A 14,815-nucleotide genomic window follows, 5' to 3' on the forward strand; every position below is an offset into this window, starting at 1 on the left:
TGCTTGTTAACCATCTTATGTTCAAATTTTTTCTTTCTGATCATTCAGCTTATCATGTCCGCATTTTAATCGTATAATGGAAAGACAGTCTTTTTTCCTTAAAACTACAGATGACATTTTAGATCATCCAAATAAAGCTAAAGTCATTGGCCAATGCAATTGAGAGGAGTGAGGTTATGGCTTTGTCTATTTCGCAACTAGCTAAGGAACATCAACAATTTATACTTGCTAAATTAAAAGAAGCTGAGCAGGATTTACATCCGTCCTCAAGCGAAGACGAGGAACTTGTGCGCCGTGCAGTTTTTTCTGTACGTAACAAATCTATCGTATTTGATCGTTTTAATGGAGCAAGTTCTATATTATATGCAAGCGTACAGGATGTAAGACCTGCAACTGTAGAAATTGATTTTGCTCACGGGACTTTAAGCTGTAACTGTCCCCAACAAAAATGGTGTCGACATCAGGTTGGCGCACTACTTGCCCTCTATCAGTACTTTGATTCGGTCCAAAACTGGTCAAGTGCTTGGCGTTCCCAAAAATCAGTACAGTTAAAATCATTGGCTGAGGAACGAAGCCCTGAAAGCTGGCAGATGATGGTTGATGAAGTAATGAAACGTCTATTACCGTCTGGTCGCATTTTAGAAGGCTACGGACTTTCAGCAATTCGTTCTGATGCATTGGAGCGACTTCGCAAACATATGCCATTTGAACGCGAGTGGCAACCAATCTATAAGCTATTTATAGAGCTGTCCATCTTGAATGCGATTTGGCGTCATTTAAACAATACACAGGGTCATTCGTTAGATTCACCCTATATGAAATACTTTATCGATCAAAGTGTGCAATCATTCGAAAGTATACTGACTGAATTAACGAATCGCTCTCGACTTTTTGCAACGGATCCATTTTATGATGCACTTCAGCAAATCGTCCGAAACTTTTTACTTGAACGTGAAGGGCTATTTGCCAATCGACTACAAATCTACATGCTGCTTTGGGCAGTGCTTTTTTATGAGAAGCCTCGACGCGAACAAGAGCTAATGCTTATTAGCAAGCTTGAAAATTTGCCACCCGAGATTTCTTTACAATCGTTAAAGCTCATATTTTATGTGCTATTACAAAAAGAACAATTATTACAGGAAAGTATTGCACAGGTTTCATTATCTCAGATGCAAGACTTGTTCGAATTAGCTACTTTTGCAAAGCGTGCTGGCGAGTCACATTCACAAGCATTAATTTTGCGTGCGATGCTCCCATTTGCCGAAGCTTTTTTACAAGAAACTGTGCCAGTCGTACAGCGAGCGCAATATGTACGACAATTCCAACTATTATATGAAGATATCCAATTGACCGAGGAGGAAGAAACGACATTGTATAGTGCGTTCGGTGTATACGGTTTACAGCCATATTCATTCTTCCTTATTCGAAAAGAACGCTACCGAGATTGGGCGGCATTACATCAATTAAATGTTTCATCGTTTTCTTATTTAGAAATGTGTGGTCTAAAAGATGTGTTACACATAGCGCCTGCAGCAGTTTTACCGTTGTATCATGTTTATGCAATGGCAGAGATTACTCAAAAATCACGTATGAATTATAAACAAGCTGTACGTATATGGAAAAGTATGCGAAGTGCAGCAAAACGAGCAGGTAAAGTGGCTTATTTTGAAACATACATGCAAACAATCCGTGCAGAATATAAACGACTTCGTGCACTACAGGAAGAGATTGAGAAAGGAAACTTAGTATGATGACATTAGATGCTCCCTCTCCGTTTACAAAAAGACTACAGTTACGCATTGAATCAGCTCAGAATGGCAATTATACGGTGCAGGGCTTTACTGCAAGTGGTACCGCAATAGAGGTAGAGACACTTATTTCTTCATTATTTTTCAACTATGAGGCAAATACTTATGGCTTAATGACCAATCGTACAGAACTTTCCATCGATATTTCTACTGCAGAACTACTCGATATCTTTTCTGCGCGCTACAGTCATCCATTTATCCATTGGCAAGGGATTAATGAGGAAAGTAGTGCGATGATAGAACAAGCACAAAATTTACAGCAATATTGGCAAGATCCTTTACTTTGGTCGCATGTAGTTATTGCAGATGATTTTTCATCGCTATCATTTTCTATAGAAAGTGAAGATTCTGCGTTACTTGAAGTAGCTGTACAGCAAAAACTTGCTCATGCTGGACTTCTTGTGTCGGATGTACCGAAGCTACTCCCATTTTTCTTACGTGGTGGCTGGCCTTTAGAACAGGATCGACAAGCTGGCGCTGTTACTGTTTCGCTACGTTTAAGTGAGCCTGAGGAAGATTCCGATGTTTGGCTTTTGGAAACAGTTCTTAGTACCGCTTCAACAAAAAATTATTGGACACCTGCTGTTCGTAAAAAATTACTACCATTAGTCGATGCATTACCAACTAAATGGCAGCCATTTGCGCTGGATATTGAGCAACAACAAACACAAATTGTGGAGCTACTTTCAATTGAGGATATACAACCTAATATTTTTATTCATGTTACACTCGACGATTTAGAGGTACGTAAATTTCTACGAGAAGACTTAGCACGTTTACAGGCCCTTGGTTTTGATGTTGTGCTACCAGCATGGCTAAAAGATTTAAAACAGTCAAAAATTCGTGTGCGAGTTAGCACAGGTAATATCTCAACGAAAAAAGTTGCTGGACTTGATGACATATTGACGTTCAAATGGCAATTTTCAATGAATGGTGAAACGATATCAGCAGAGCAATTTAAAAAGCTAGTCGATGAAAAACGAGAGTTCATACGCATAGGGACAGAATGGTTCCGAGTGGATGCCAACTGGATGCAAGAAATGCGCGCTTTAATGCAACAGGCTGAAGATGAAAGTTGGACTGTTCGTGAGCTTTTATTCCGTGAGCTACCTGAAGACTTATCTCCGCTAGAGGAAGAAGAAGATGCTGATGATGCAATGCGAGACGATCCACTTTTTGCCTTTGAGTTACAGCAATCTTTAAAATCTTATATGGAGCAGCTGCACGAAAAGAAAGGTCTTCCACCAGTGCCTGTTCCCCTTTCATTAAATGCTAGCTTACGTCCCTATCAGCAAGAAGGTTATGAATGGCTTATTTTTATGCGCGAACAAGGTTTTGGTGCCTGTCTAGCTGATGACATGGGACTTGGAAAAACCGTTCAACTTATTTCTTATTTGCTACATGTCTATGAAACAACGGATGCCAAAGAACCAACCATCATTATTTGTCCGACTTCAGTACTTGGTAACTGGCAAAAAGAGCTTGCTCGTTTTGCTCCATCGTTGATTGTGCATACGCATTATCAGGCAAATCGGACGAAAGAAGAGGCATTTGTAAGACTTATCGAACAAGAAAAGCCACATGTTATTTTATCAACTTATGGAACAGTGTCACAGGATGCAGAATTTTTACAAGAAATCGATTGGGCAACTGTTGTTCTAGATGAAGCACAAAATATAAAAAATATGCAGACATTACAATCTCGTTCGATACGAAAATTACATGGTAGGCACCATATTGCTCTAACAGGTACACCTGTTGAAAACCGATTATCGGAGCTTTGGGCTATTTTTGATTTTATTCATAAAGGGTATTTAGGTAGCTTCGGACGCTTTAATGAAGAATTTATATTACCGATTGAACGTGATGAATCAGAATCACATAAGCAAAAGTTACGTGCAAAAATTCAACCGTTTTTACTTCGCCGTACTAAGCGAGATCCAAATTTACAGCTTAATTTGCCTGATAAGCAAGAGTCCCATGCATATTGTGCATTAACTGCAGAACAAGCATCACTGTATGAGGGCTACATTTTAGAAACACTTGATCAGCTAGAGCAATTAACAGGCTTTCAAAAGAAAGGCCGTGTCTTAAAGATGCTCAGTAAGTTGAAGCAATTATGTAATCATCCTGCACTGTATTTAAAGGAACCTTTCGAGGATGCTGCAACGATGCTTACACGGTCCGTCAAGCTAGAGCGAATCGTCAACATGGCAGCGGAAATCGTGGATAATGGTGAACAATGTCTTATTTTTACACAGTACATTGGCATGGGACAATTACTACAGCATTGTTTCAGTGAAGTATATAATGTTGATGCGCCATTTTTAACTGGTGCGATGCCTAAACAGCAACGTGACCGATTAGTGGAGGCTTTCCAGGCAGGTGAATTCCCTATATTTATCCTCTCATTAAAAGCTGGAGGAACGGGATTAAACTTAACAGCTGCAAACCATGTTTTGCACGCCGATCGTTGGTGGAACCCTGCTGTTGAAAATCAAGCAACAGACCGAGCATACCGAATTGGGCAAACTCAATTTGTGCAAGTGCATAAGTTTGTGACTATTGGGACGATTGAGGAAAAAATTGATAAAATGCTTGCGCAGAAATCTGCATTATCAGAAGAACTTATTCAATCGAGCCAGTGGTTAACAGAGCTAGACGATGATGAACTACGCGATTTAATAACACTGGATTATAATATATCTTAAAGATGCGCCAAGAGCTAAACGTTCTTGGCGCTCTTTTAATTAGCAACATAACAGTGAACAATGTTTTTCTTCTTTCCTACTTACTTCTAATATTTAGTTGTGTGAAATGTTTATTGCTGTGCGGTCTTCAGCAATAACAGGTATTTTTGAAAGTCCACAGCTCCCCTTTCTCATAAATATTAATTACGGTGCATGCTTAGCATTTTTATAGGAGAATGGCGAATAAAAAATGTTTTAGCATTGCTCCGTATGTATTGCATTAGTCGGTTATACTACTGGTAATTGCAACTCTTTTTCTGGCAACACAAAATCGTTCAGAATCTCCTGATCGACGGATGACGATGGCGGTACTGCACACGCTTTACTATCTGGTGGCTTCAGCCTATAAAAGCGGACATCCTCAACAACTACCTCAGTTATATAAATTTTTGTGCTTTCTTCATTCATAAATGATCTGGACTGAATTCGCCCATTGATCCCAATTAGTGAGCCTTTTCCGCAAAATCTAACGATATGCTCTGCCAGCTTTCCCCATACTGTACAAAGTATAAAGTCAGTTTCCACTTCCCCACGGCTGTTTTTGTAATTGCGATTAATGGCGAGGGAAAAATGAGATTGCACGCGATTTCTTGATAGTTGTCGTAACACAGGATCCTTTGTTAATCTTCCAACCAGTCCGACTTGATTCATCCATTCACCTCCTTTGCTTTTAATTGCTCTCATCTTACAAGATGGCAATCCCCATTGGCAAAAGTCGATTATAAATTTTTGGAGCAATATTCAAACTGAAAATTTATTTTTCACCATTTTATTTTTTATTTGTTGGAATTTTTTCAGAGTAGAAACTTGGTGGCCGTAGGTGAAAGTGTGTATTCCTTAAAAATTAAATTTTGCATATTTAATGAAGTAGTAACGGAACAGTCTCAACAACAACAAGCTGTAATTGATTATGTTATACTAAAATGAATGACCGACTTAGGAGGATACATAATGAAAACATTTAAAATGCTTTCCTTTGACCTTGTCACTCAAGAGGGCATACAAACATTTCCTTTAGTCGATGGCATTATTATTAACCAGGAAAACAGCCATCAATCTTGGATTCTTGAACTGTTTATCGATCGGAAATATCGACCAATTTTTGATGAGTTATTAGCGAATGCAACAGTATTTAATGTGCGAGCAGTTATTTCATTCCCCGACAATGAACCAGCGCCATTTCGGGTTGTCGTTCATACTGTGCAGGAAATTGGTGAACATATCTCTGTGCTTTTAAAAGGTACTTTAAAAATTAAGCGTTCAAAATACGCGGAACAATTACTAGCCGATCTCCTAACAGAGGGTGTTTCACAAGTAGAGTTACTAGACCGCTTCTCAAAAGGTATGAAAGAACGACCAAAACTAAAAAATGATTAATTTTATGTAGCGATACGTTGTTTAACGTATCGTTTTTTTGCTGGACAAGTTTTCGTTTTTGGATAAAATATGGTGTAAAAAGGGGTGAATTACATGAATACTGTCATCCGAGAAAAGCCGTTAAAATTATTATGGCTCGAAGCTTTATTAAGACGACTTCGGGAGCAAGATCCTGAGGCAGGCTACTTTATGGAACAATTTCGAAGGCTTGATGCTGGTTTTGCTGGTGAACAAAGAGTCGATAAAGAATGGGAGGAGATAGTATGTCCAAATACTTTTTTCGTATTGCATAATGTATTGCTTGCAAATACAGCCAATCACTTTCATCAACTTGATACACTCTTTATTTGCAAGCATTTCATATTAGTTGTGGAAATTAAGAATATTAACGGAAAGCTAGACTTTGATGGTACTACATATCAATGTACACGAACAAAACCTGATGGAACAGTAGAAGGCTTTCCAAATGCTATTACTCAAATTCAACGTCATATTCGATTTATTAAAATTATATCTGAAAATTATTCTCTCCCTATTGAAGGTGCTGTTATTTTTTCTAATCCTTCCGCAATCATTGTAAACCATCCGAATACTGTTCCTATTTTCCATGTATCCGGACTCCAGAGTCATATTCAAAGTCTATTAAAAAAATACACCAAACCCATATTAACGGATGAGCAACTAACCCGTTTTGTGCAGCTCATTCGTGCTCAACATCAACCCCAAAAGTTATTAACCCGTATAGATTCTTCGCGCTTCCGTCACGGAGTACTTTGTCCAAAATGCAACTATAAAAATCAAATGTTGTATTATCGAGGCATTTGGAAATGTTCAGTATGTCGACATAATAGCGTAGAGATTTTTGCAGAGGCGCTACAAGATTATCAATTGCTTGTGAGTCGGACTATTACCAATAGTCAATTGCGTACATTCTTTAGGATTGAATCGAGTGATGCAGCAAATCGCTTGTTGCGAAAATTTCATTTCCCTAGCATTGGTACAACTAAAAATCGCGTCTACCATCTCCCAGATAATTTAACAAAATATATGAAGCAATTCTTTTGACCAAATCTTATGCGGAGGTCCGCATAAGATTTTTTTGAGGTGTACTTCATACATAGCGGAATTCTACCTCTGCTCCGCGGAATCCTACCTCTGCTTCGCGGAATCTCTCCCCTGCTCCGCGGAATCTCACCCTTGCTTCGCGGAATCTCACCCTTGCTTCGCGGGAATCCTACCCTCACATCTGCTCCGTGGAATCTCTCCCCTGCTTCGCGGAATTCTACCTCTGCTCCGCGGAATTCTACCTCTGCTTCGCGGAATCACGGCCCTGCTCCGCGGAATCCTACCTCTGCTTCGCGGAATCTCACCTCTGCTCCGCGGAATCCTACCTCTGCTCCGTGGAATCCTACCTCTGCTCCGTGGAATCCTACCTCTGCTCCGCGGAATCCTACCTCTGCTCCGCGGAATCTCACCCTTGCTTCGCGGGAATCCTACCCTCACATCTGCTCCGTGGAATCTCTCCCCTGCTTCGCGGAATCCTACCCTCACATCTGCTCCGCGGAATCCTACCTCTGCTCCGCGGAATCACGGCCCTGCTTCGCGGAATCCTACCCTTGCTTCGCGGAATCCTACCTCTGCTTCGCGGAATCTCACCTCTGCTCCGCGGAATCTCACCCTTGCTTCGCGGGAATCCTACCCTCACATCTGCTCCGCGGAATCCTACCCTCACATCTGCTCCGCGGAATCCTACCCCTGCTCCGCGGAATCCTACCTCTGCTCCGCGGAATCCTACCCTCGCCTTTGCTCCGCGGAATCTCACCCCTGCTTCGATAAAAAAAGTGATTCCGTTTGACGGAATCACTTTTTGTATTTATGGAGTAGTCATAGTATTACGTTCGTTGACAGTATTGTTGTTTCTATCAACACCGTTTGCATTTGGAACGTTATCATAGCCATTTGAGCCATTTACATCCGCATTTGAGCCAGGTGTTGTTGCTTCAGGCATTACAGTGCTTTCATTTACTGTGCCATCATTTACTGTACCGTCGTTCACTGTGCCACGAGTGTTGTTGTTTACATCACGATCATAGACATCATGATTTCGATTTGGATCTACAACATCTTCCACATCGTTAACACCTTCTCGAACGTCGTTCTTCACGTCTTCCATTGGGGTTTCATTCGCTGCATTGTTACCCCAGTTACAACCTCCAAGGAATACTGTAGCAAGAATAATGGTTAAAAAAGACATTTTCCACATATTAAAAAACCTCCTCTCTTGAGTACTATGTCAGCAAATACAACTTGTGCATTTGTGATCCTACATAGATTGCCCGGGAAAGGAGGGAACTATCCGATTTTTGTACAAACTATTTTTGTTTTTCTTTTAGCAACTGCTCAATATAAGCTGCTTCTGCTTTACAGTTATAGGTATAGTTTGTACCTAGCTCTTTTTGTAAAGCATCGATTGTTTCGATCTGCTTAGCAGTTGGTTCTTCATTTAAAATTTTTGCAATTACTTCATCGATTTTTTGTGCCATTTCTTCATGGAATTCAGTACTCATCAAAACATCGGCTGGGATTTTTTCGATCCAAGCGGCATTTTCCTGAAAATAAGACTGCCAGCTAGCAATGAAGTCTTCCATAGAAAAGCGTTCTTCTTCCCAACCAATACTTGCTAAGTATGATTCAAAAGATGTTGAAATCGAACGCGTAATGCTAATTTTAACACCTGAAGACAATTCCTTATACATCTATATAATCCTCCTACTTTTTAAAAAACCTAAAATCTCATGTATTTCAATACAATTCCATCGTATTATTAAAACTATACTAATTTCTGTCAAAAAAAATTAATAATAAGAACACTATTCGACAAGATTATTTTATAACTTTTAGCCTATAATTGCAAATTAAGGTTGTTTTGGTTGCTCTGGCCCTATTGCAAATAAAATATCTGCCTCACAAACAAGCTCGCCATCAACAGTCGCAATTCCGTGTCCTTTACCCATTGAACCGCGCAATTTAATGAATTCCACTTCTAATTTAAGCTGATCGCCTGGTACTACTTGACGCTTAAAACGTGCATTATCAATGCCCGTTAAAAACACTAAACGTCCTTGATATTGTTCAGACTTTAATAAGGCTACCCCACCAACTTGTGCCAATGCCTCAACAATTAAAACACCTGGCATCACTGGATATCCTGGAAAATGTCCATTAAAGAAATCTTCGTTAATTGAGACATTTTTGAAACCTACCGCACGCTTGCCTTCCTCTAATTCCACAATACGATCTACGAATAAAAAAGGATAACGGTGTGGTAAAATTGCTTGAATTTGTTCTGCTGTTAACATTTCTTTTCCCCCTCTTGAGTATGTAAGTTGGTTTTTTACATAAAATATGTACCGAACGTCCAATCCTGAGTCCACTCCATTTAGCAAGCAACGAGCTAGCTTGGCCAACAGAATGAGCGTCTCAAACACAATTCGCCGTTGTCTTCATCCAATAGCGCGCATTTGAAGTACAGTTACAGTATTAAACCTTTTTATGTGAAACACAAAGTATGGTAAAGAATATTATTATTCTTTACCATTCATTATGTCAAATATATGCCGCCATGTTTCTAAATTAAAGACATCCATTGCTTTTCCTTGACCAATCACACTGTAGCCAACCATCGTACCTAAAATAGCAGCCACAATGATTAAAACAAGAACAAGTACAACACGTAACCAAATCGGAATCAGCCGTATTTGCACCCATCGAACCTCGCGTAGCTCTCCATTTGAGCGACGTCCCTTTTCTTCTGGTGGCGTATCGGTTTCTTGTGTCGGCACAGAACGTCGACGTGAATCGTTTGTCATAGATATTGTACCCCTTCATTACTTACTCAAACATGTACCTATCTAATGCCATTAATTAGCCCTAGCATTTGGTCAGCTAGTGTTACGGCTCTTGCATTAAATTGATAAGCACGTTGCGTTTCAATTAAATCTGTCATTTCCTTCGACAAGTTTACATTCGATAATTCGAGTGTACCATTTTGCATGCCGATTTGCTGACGATTTGCGCCTTGTAAATCTGTTACAACTTCAGCTTGTGCAAATCCTAGCTCCGCTAAGTTATTCGGTAAGCCTAAATATGTGCCAGATACATGCTCCATTAGCTGTGGCTTTTGGAATTCCGTTACAGCGAGATCCGTACGAATAATATCTCCATTCGGATATGTTGCTTCTAACGAGCCTCCATCGCGAACAGCAAATCCTTTTACATTATCAGGTAATGTTATAGGCTGTCCATTTGCATCAGCTACTGGATAGCCATCTGTATTAACAAGCATTACCGTCCCATTATTTAAAGGTGATAAATAAAAGTCACCTTGACGAGTATACACTGTTTTCGTACCATTTTCACCATCTGGCATTAAAATGTTGAAATATTGTTTTGGCTTCGTAAAAGCTAAATCAAGGTCACGGTCTGTTGTTTGAAGGGAACCTTGCTTATGATTTGTTTGAATTTGGCCAAGCATTGCGCCAGAGCCGTAGCGTATACCTACTGGTGATTGGCGCGCTGTAGGATCCTTTGTATCATTATTAAATTGCTGGTACATGAGTTCATTGAACGTAGCTTGTTGTGCTTTATAGCCATGTGTACCACTGTTAGCAATGTTATTACTAATTGTATCTAGTTTATTTTGCAATTGGCCCATTGTATTCGTTGCGGTAATCATTGTTCGTAGCATGAGAATACGCCTCCTGTTCGCCTAATTATAGTTTGCCGATTTCGTTAACAGCCTTTTCCATACTACGATCATAAGCCTGCAACACTTTTTGGTTTGCTTCAAAAGCTCGATACGCTGTCATTAAGTCTGTCATTGTGCGACCAGAATCTACGTTAGAGCGTTCTAAATAATTTTGACCTAATGTAAACGATACGCCATTTGCGCCGTAAGCAGTAGGTAAAGCCGCTCCATTTTCTGTACGAATTAAGCCATTGTCTTGTTTGACTAGCATGTTCGGATTGACAGCAAATGATACACCTACACGTGCTACTTGCTGGTTGTTTACAAAAATAGTGCCGTCTTGATCCAGACGGAAATCATCATTTGGTAGCTGGATGCGTTGTCCAGTTTCTGATAATACGTAAAGTCCTTGCGCATTTACTAAATAGCCTTGACCATCTAATGTAAAATTCCCGTTACGCGTATAGGCTTCTCCACCGTCTGGATGTGCTAAACGGAAGAAAATTGAGCCAGTAACACCATCTTCATTTTGCGGTAAGTATCCATCAATTAGGGCCATATCTGTTGTTAAATCCGTACTATAGATTTGACCTTGTATGTAATTTGGCAATGTTTCTTGCATATAAATTCCTGTATTTAACGCACCAACTTGGCTCATATACTGCGAGCCTGCTTGCTGATTGGCAGGTGCATTTGTTTTACCTACGCTCGACATTAGCATATCTGGAAATGAACGAATTGTGGATTGATCAGCTTTATATCCAGGCGTATTTGCGTTTGATAGGTTGTTTGTCAGTAATTCTGTTCGTCTTTGTTGTGCTATCATACCTGTTGCTACTGTATAAAACCCTTTGAACAAAGGAATCACCTCATTGTATTTTTATAGGGATGCTGGAACACGGTCAATATTTTCTAGCATAATACCAGTGCCAATTGCCACACAGTCCATAGGGTATTCAGCAATAAAGACTGGTACTTTTAATTCTTCGATTAATAGTTGGTCCATACCGTGTAGCAATGCGCCACCACCAGTAATAATTACACCGCGATCAATAATATCCGCTGACAGCTCAGGCGGTGTTTTTTCCAACACGTTTTTAGCTGATTGTACGATCATTGCTACCGATTCATGTAATGCACGCTCGATTTCTTCAGAATGAATCGTAATAGTACGAGGTAAGCCTGTTACCATATCTCGACCACGAATATCCATTGAATCGTTACGTCCACCTTTAAATACAGTACCGATTGTTATTTTGATTGCTTCTGCTGTACGCTCACCGATTAGCAATTTATATTCCTTTTTAATATATTGCAAAATATCATTATCAAAAACGTCGCCCGCTACCTTAATAGACTCACTTGTTACAATGTCACCCATTGAAAGTACTGCAATATCTGTAGTTCCACCACCGATATCAACTACCATATTGCCACTTGGTTGGAAAATATCCATTCCTGCACCGATTGCCGCAACTTTTGGTTCTTCCTCTAAATATACTTTTTTACCACCAGATTTTTCAGCGGCTTCGCGAATAGCTTTTTGCTCTACACTAGTAATGTTTGTTGGGCAGCAAATTAAAATACGTGGTTTAGATAAAAATCCTTTTAAATTTAATTTATTGATGAAATGTCTAAGCATCGCTTCAGTAACATCAAAATCTGCAATTACTCCATCACGTAATGGTCGAATTGCAGTTATATTACCAGGCGTACGCCCCACCATTTGACGAGCTTCTTCTCCTACAGCTAAAACTTTGTTTGTCTTTTTATCTATTGCTACCACTGAAGGTTCATTAAGGACGATTCCTTTACCTTTTACGTGAATCAATACGTTCGCAGTTCCTAAGTCAATGCCTATATCCTTCGAAAACATTTTTAAAATTCTCCTTCCCGCCAGTTCAAACTACATAACGTTCCTATTGTCTATTTATCTAGAATATTTTATCACACCCCATTGGTAATTTCACCTAAATTTAGTTAATCCGCTTGTTTTCCTACAATTATATGTACACAAGTAGCAAAGTACAAAAAAAGAACGAATCATTCTTGACTCGCTCTTTCTTTCCACTTGTTTTTCGTTGCCTCTCCTCCACGAATATGACGTACGGCTTTATGGTAGGCGAGAATCTCTTTCACTTGATCAGCTAATCCTTCATGAATTGTTGGTAATCGCTCTGTTAAATCTTTATGCACCGTACTTTTTGAGTAACCTGTCATTTTCGCGAGGACACGCACAGTTTCACGCGTCTCAATCAGTAGTTCACCGAGGCGTATGCAGCGCTTCCGAATGTGCTCGTGCACGTTCTTCGTCCTTTCCACACAATTTCACAAAATGGCTTTGGCATCAGATGCACGTCTGCGCATTTCTTCACCTTATGTGGGGACAAAGCTATTCAGAACACGTTTTGCACTTTCTCGTTAAAATGCTGATTTTTTTAAAATGCTAGTAATTTTTTAGGATTGATATATTTCCCGTTTTCTAGAACTTCAAAATGCATGTGAACGCCAGCTGCTTGATTCCACTCATTGTCAGTCGCTTTACCAAGTGCCTGACCTTGTGCAACTTCATCGCCTTCTTTAACGACAATGTCCTTCACAGAGCTGTAATTTGTTTGCAAACCATTTGCATGTTCAATAACGATTTTATTGCCTGTGAACGCATCTAGTTTTACTTCTAGTACTTTACCACTCAACGCAGCAACTACTTCGAATTCCTCTCCATTCATAGAAAGAGAAATGCCTGATGAAGTTGTAAAAGTTTGATTGAATACCATTAGTGCATTTTCACGCGACTCTTCATTGGCTTCTACTTCATAAAATTCCTGTGAAACTTGTACTTTACTAAAGTCTGCTTCTTTGAATGGATACTTCATTGTTTCTGTTCGTGCATTTGTTTCAACTACTGGACCTGGGTCAACTTGTGCTAGATCTGGTAATGGCGCCTCTTCTTTTGATACGAGACTATTGTAACCAAATAACAAACCTGCTAACACTAACGCACCTCCACCGTATACTACCGGCCAAAACCAAGGTTTTTTCTGCAATTGTCCTTTTTCATTTTGAGAAGTTTTACTATTTTTATCCTCTCTCATTTTCATCACCTCTAGTTGCAGTGTGAACAACTAAAAGCTATTTTAAACATGCATCTATTTTTTTTATCTCAACTTGTTGATAATAATAGTGTAAAATTTCTGAGGCGGTCTTTCCTTCGGTCGCCATCGCATTTGCACCATATTGACTCATACCGACTCCGTGACCATATCCTTTCGTTGCTACTTGAACTTTTCCTGTGTCCTTACTATAGGTAATCTTAAAATCTGTCGACGGTAATTGTAAGAGTGTTCGAACCTCTCTCCCAGACCACACGTTGTTCCCCATTTGTAGCCGCTCTACACGTCCTGAATCATTAAGGAACACTTGAATACGATTAAAATCTGCCGCCTGCCATTTAATCGACCATAAGGCATTCCATTCGGCTAATGTCCATTCTTCTATTGTTGCAAACTTTGGAGAAGTTTGATCGGATATACTTGCGACGCTTTGTAAATATGGCAAGTCGTTACCACTGTAGCCATAAGCACTCTCTGTTTTTCCATTGCTCGTTGAGTGAAACATTGCCGTGATTAATTCATTATCATATAGAAGAACTTGTCCTTGAGTTTCTGTAATAGCTTCGACAATTTTCTTTTCATTTCCCGGGAAATTGCTAGTCCAATTTGCTTTTCTTTGTTCCTTATTATAGAAAACTTGCCTTGCAACAGTAGGTGCAATGGCATTCTTGCCGTAATTTGTCGTTTTCAGAGCATATGTCCTTGCAGCAATTGCTTGTGCTTTTAAAGCTTCCTTATGGAAAGAAACAGGCATTTCAGCTGCAACTACACCAACTATATACGTTTCTAAAGGAATTCTTTCTTGTTGTCCCTCCACTTCTATGAATATTTCACAGGCTTTTTCCGTCGTTTGTGGAGCTTTAACATTGTCTTCTGTTCGTCTCTCACTGAATGCTAAAGGCAGCATATATAATGTGCCAATTAAACAAATAACAGCAATACTCATTATCCATTTTTTCATAAGGAATAATATGCGAGATTTCTTTAATATATGAGTGTTCTACTAAACGTAAAAGTCTC

At 39.6% G+C, this 14,815-nt stretch carries 16 protein-coding genes; 4 read left to right on the forward strand and 12 right to left on the reverse strand.

Annotated elements, in window-relative coordinates:
- The first annotated feature begins 176 nt into the window (after positions 1–176).
- Entirely contained in the window at positions 177–1,751 is a 1,575-nt protein-coding gene (locus JNUCC52_RS10780; RefSeq protein WP_173478588.1) for a hypothetical protein, read from the forward strand.
- On the forward strand, positions 1,748–4,519 hold the full coding sequence (locus tag JNUCC52_RS10785; RefSeq protein WP_337982089.1) for a DEAD/DEAH box helicase: 2,772 nt from the start codon (positions 1,748–1,750) through the stop codon (positions 4,517–4,519). Before JNUCC52_RS10780 ends, JNUCC52_RS10785 begins: the two co-directional genes overlap by 4 nt.
- Before the next feature lie 267 nt (positions 4,520–4,786).
- Here the strand turns inward: JNUCC52_RS10785 and JNUCC52_RS10790 are convergent, their stop codons facing one another.
- The gene (locus JNUCC52_RS10790) at positions 4,787–5,209 is read right to left on the reverse strand and encodes a single-stranded DNA-binding protein (protein ID WP_139860761.1); all 423 of its coding nucleotides are present in this window, start codon (positions 5,207–5,209) and stop codon (positions 4,787–4,789) included.
- A gap of 300 nt (positions 5,210–5,509) precedes the next feature.
- On the opposite strand from JNUCC52_RS10790, the gene JNUCC52_RS10795 reads away from it, so the two are divergent.
- Complete coding sequence (locus JNUCC52_RS10795; RefSeq protein WP_337982090.1) at positions 5,510–5,935, forward strand: YwpF family protein; 426 nt, start codon at positions 5,510–5,512, stop codon at positions 5,933–5,935.
- Positions 5,936–6,028: 93 nt separating this feature from the next.
- Entirely contained in the window at positions 6,029–7,000 is a 972-nt protein-coding gene (locus tag JNUCC52_RS10800) for a nuclease-related domain-containing protein (protein ID WP_337982091.1), read from the forward strand.
- A 257-nt stretch (positions 7,001–7,257) separates the two neighbouring features.
- Here JNUCC52_RS10800 and JNUCC52_RS10805 read toward each other — a convergent pair whose 3' ends face one another.
- From JNUCC52_RS10805 to spoIID, 11 genes are all read right to left on the reverse strand, one after another.
- Positions 7,258–7,410, reverse strand: coding sequence for a hypothetical protein (locus tag JNUCC52_RS10805; RefSeq protein WP_337982092.1), 153 nt, complete (start codon positions 7,408–7,410; stop codon positions 7,258–7,260).
- 398 nt (positions 7,411–7,808) lie between these two features.
- A complete protein-coding gene (locus tag JNUCC52_RS10810; RefSeq protein WP_173478592.1) occupies positions 7,809–8,198 on the reverse strand; it encodes a hypothetical protein in 390 nt (129 codons plus the stop codon).
- A 109-nt stretch (positions 8,199–8,307) separates the two neighbouring features.
- Positions 8,308–8,691, reverse strand: coding sequence for a hypothetical protein (locus JNUCC52_RS10815; protein ID WP_173478593.1), 384 nt, complete (start codon positions 8,689–8,691; stop codon positions 8,308–8,310).
- A gap of 159 nt (positions 8,692–8,850) precedes the next feature.
- On the reverse strand, positions 8,851–9,294 hold the full coding sequence (fabZ, locus tag JNUCC52_RS10820; RefSeq protein WP_173478594.1) for a 3-hydroxyacyl-ACP dehydratase FabZ: 444 nt from the start codon (positions 9,292–9,294) through the stop codon (positions 8,851–8,853).
- 225 nt (positions 9,295–9,519) lie between these two features.
- Positions 9,520–9,804: a DNA-directed RNA polymerase subunit beta gene (locus JNUCC52_RS10825; protein ID WP_337982093.1), complete on the reverse strand. Its 285-nt coding sequence runs from the start codon at positions 9,802–9,804 to the stop codon at positions 9,520–9,522.
- A gap of 38 nt (positions 9,805–9,842) precedes the next feature.
- Entirely contained in the window at positions 9,843–10,682 is an 840-nt protein-coding gene (locus JNUCC52_RS10830; RefSeq protein WP_173478596.1) for a flagellar hook-basal body protein, read from the reverse strand.
- 25 nt (positions 10,683–10,707) lie between these two features.
- Positions 10,708–11,541, reverse strand: coding sequence for a flagellar hook-basal body protein (locus tag JNUCC52_RS10835; RefSeq protein ID WP_337982094.1), 834 nt, complete (start codon positions 11,539–11,541; stop codon positions 10,708–10,710).
- A gap of 21 nt (positions 11,542–11,562) precedes the next feature.
- Entirely contained in the window at positions 11,563–12,558 is a 996-nt protein-coding gene (locus JNUCC52_RS10840; RefSeq protein ID WP_173478598.1) for a rod shape-determining protein, read from the reverse strand.
- Positions 12,559–12,725: 167 nt separating this feature from the next.
- Entirely contained in the window at positions 12,726–12,986 is a 261-nt protein-coding gene (locus JNUCC52_RS10845; RefSeq protein ID WP_004269485.1) for a sporulation transcriptional regulator SpoIIID, read from the reverse strand.
- A gap of 134 nt (positions 12,987–13,120) precedes the next feature.
- Positions 13,121–13,777 carry a M23 family metallopeptidase gene (locus JNUCC52_RS10850; protein WP_173478599.1) on the reverse strand — a complete coding sequence of 219 codons (657 nt, stop codon included), beginning with the start codon at positions 13,775–13,777 and terminating at the stop codon, positions 13,121–13,123.
- A gap of 37 nt (positions 13,778–13,814) precedes the next feature.
- Positions 13,815–14,756, reverse strand: coding sequence for a stage II sporulation protein D (gene spoIID, locus JNUCC52_RS10855; RefSeq protein ID WP_173478600.1), 942 nt, complete (start codon positions 14,754–14,756; stop codon positions 13,815–13,817).
- Positions 14,757–14,815 lie beyond the last annotated feature (59 nt).

The organism is Lysinibacillus sp. JNUCC-52 (assembly GCF_015999545.1).
In the GTDB taxonomy this organism is placed as follows: domain Bacteria; phylum Bacillota; class Bacilli; order Bacillales_A; family Planococcaceae; genus Lysinibacillus.

Bases quoted from the DNA above. Each gene is read 5' to 3' on its own strand.
- JNUCC52_RS10780 (WP_173478588.1), top strand. From the start codon at position 177: ATGGCTTTGTCTATTTCGCAACTAGCTAAGGAACATCAACAATTTATA.
- JNUCC52_RS10785 (WP_337982089.1), top strand. From the start codon at position 1,748: ATGATGACATTAGATGCTCCCTCTCCGTTTACAAAAAGACTACAGTTA.
- JNUCC52_RS10790 (WP_139860761.1), bottom strand. From the start codon at position 5,209: ATGAATCAAGTCGGACTGGTTGGAAGATTAACAAAGGATCCTGTGTTA.
- JNUCC52_RS10795 (WP_337982090.1), top strand. From the start codon at position 5,510: ATGAAAACATTTAAAATGCTTTCCTTTGACCTTGTCACTCAAGAGGGC.
- JNUCC52_RS10800 (WP_337982091.1), top strand. From the start codon at position 6,029: ATGAATACTGTCATCCGAGAAAAGCCGTTAAAATTATTATGGCTCGAA.
- JNUCC52_RS10810 (WP_173478592.1), bottom strand. From the start codon at position 8,198: ATGTGGAAAATGTCTTTTTTAACCATTATTCTTGCTACAGTATTCCTT.
- JNUCC52_RS10815 (WP_173478593.1), bottom strand. From the start codon at position 8,691: ATGTATAAGGAATTGTCTTCAGGTGTTAAAATTAGCATTACGCGTTCG.
- fabZ (WP_173478594.1), bottom strand. From the start codon at position 9,294: ATGTTAACAGCAGAACAAATTCAAGCAATTTTACCACACCGTTATCCT.
- JNUCC52_RS10825 (WP_337982093.1), bottom strand. From the start codon at position 9,804: ATGACAAACGATTCACGTCGACGTTCTGTGCCGACACAAGAAACCGAT.
- JNUCC52_RS10830 (WP_173478596.1), bottom strand. From the start codon at position 10,682: ATGCTACGAACAATGATTACCGCAACGAATACAATGGGCCAATTGCAA.
- JNUCC52_RS10840 (WP_173478598.1), bottom strand. From the start codon at position 12,558: ATGTTTTCGAAGGATATAGGCATTGACTTAGGAACTGCGAACGTATTG.
- JNUCC52_RS10850 (WP_173478599.1), bottom strand. From the start codon at position 13,777: ATGAGAGAGGATAAAAATAGTAAAACTTCTCAAAATGAAAAAGGACAA.
- spoIID (WP_173478600.1), bottom strand. From the start codon at position 14,756: ATGAAAAAATGGATAATGAGTATTGCTGTTATTTGTTTAATTGGCACA.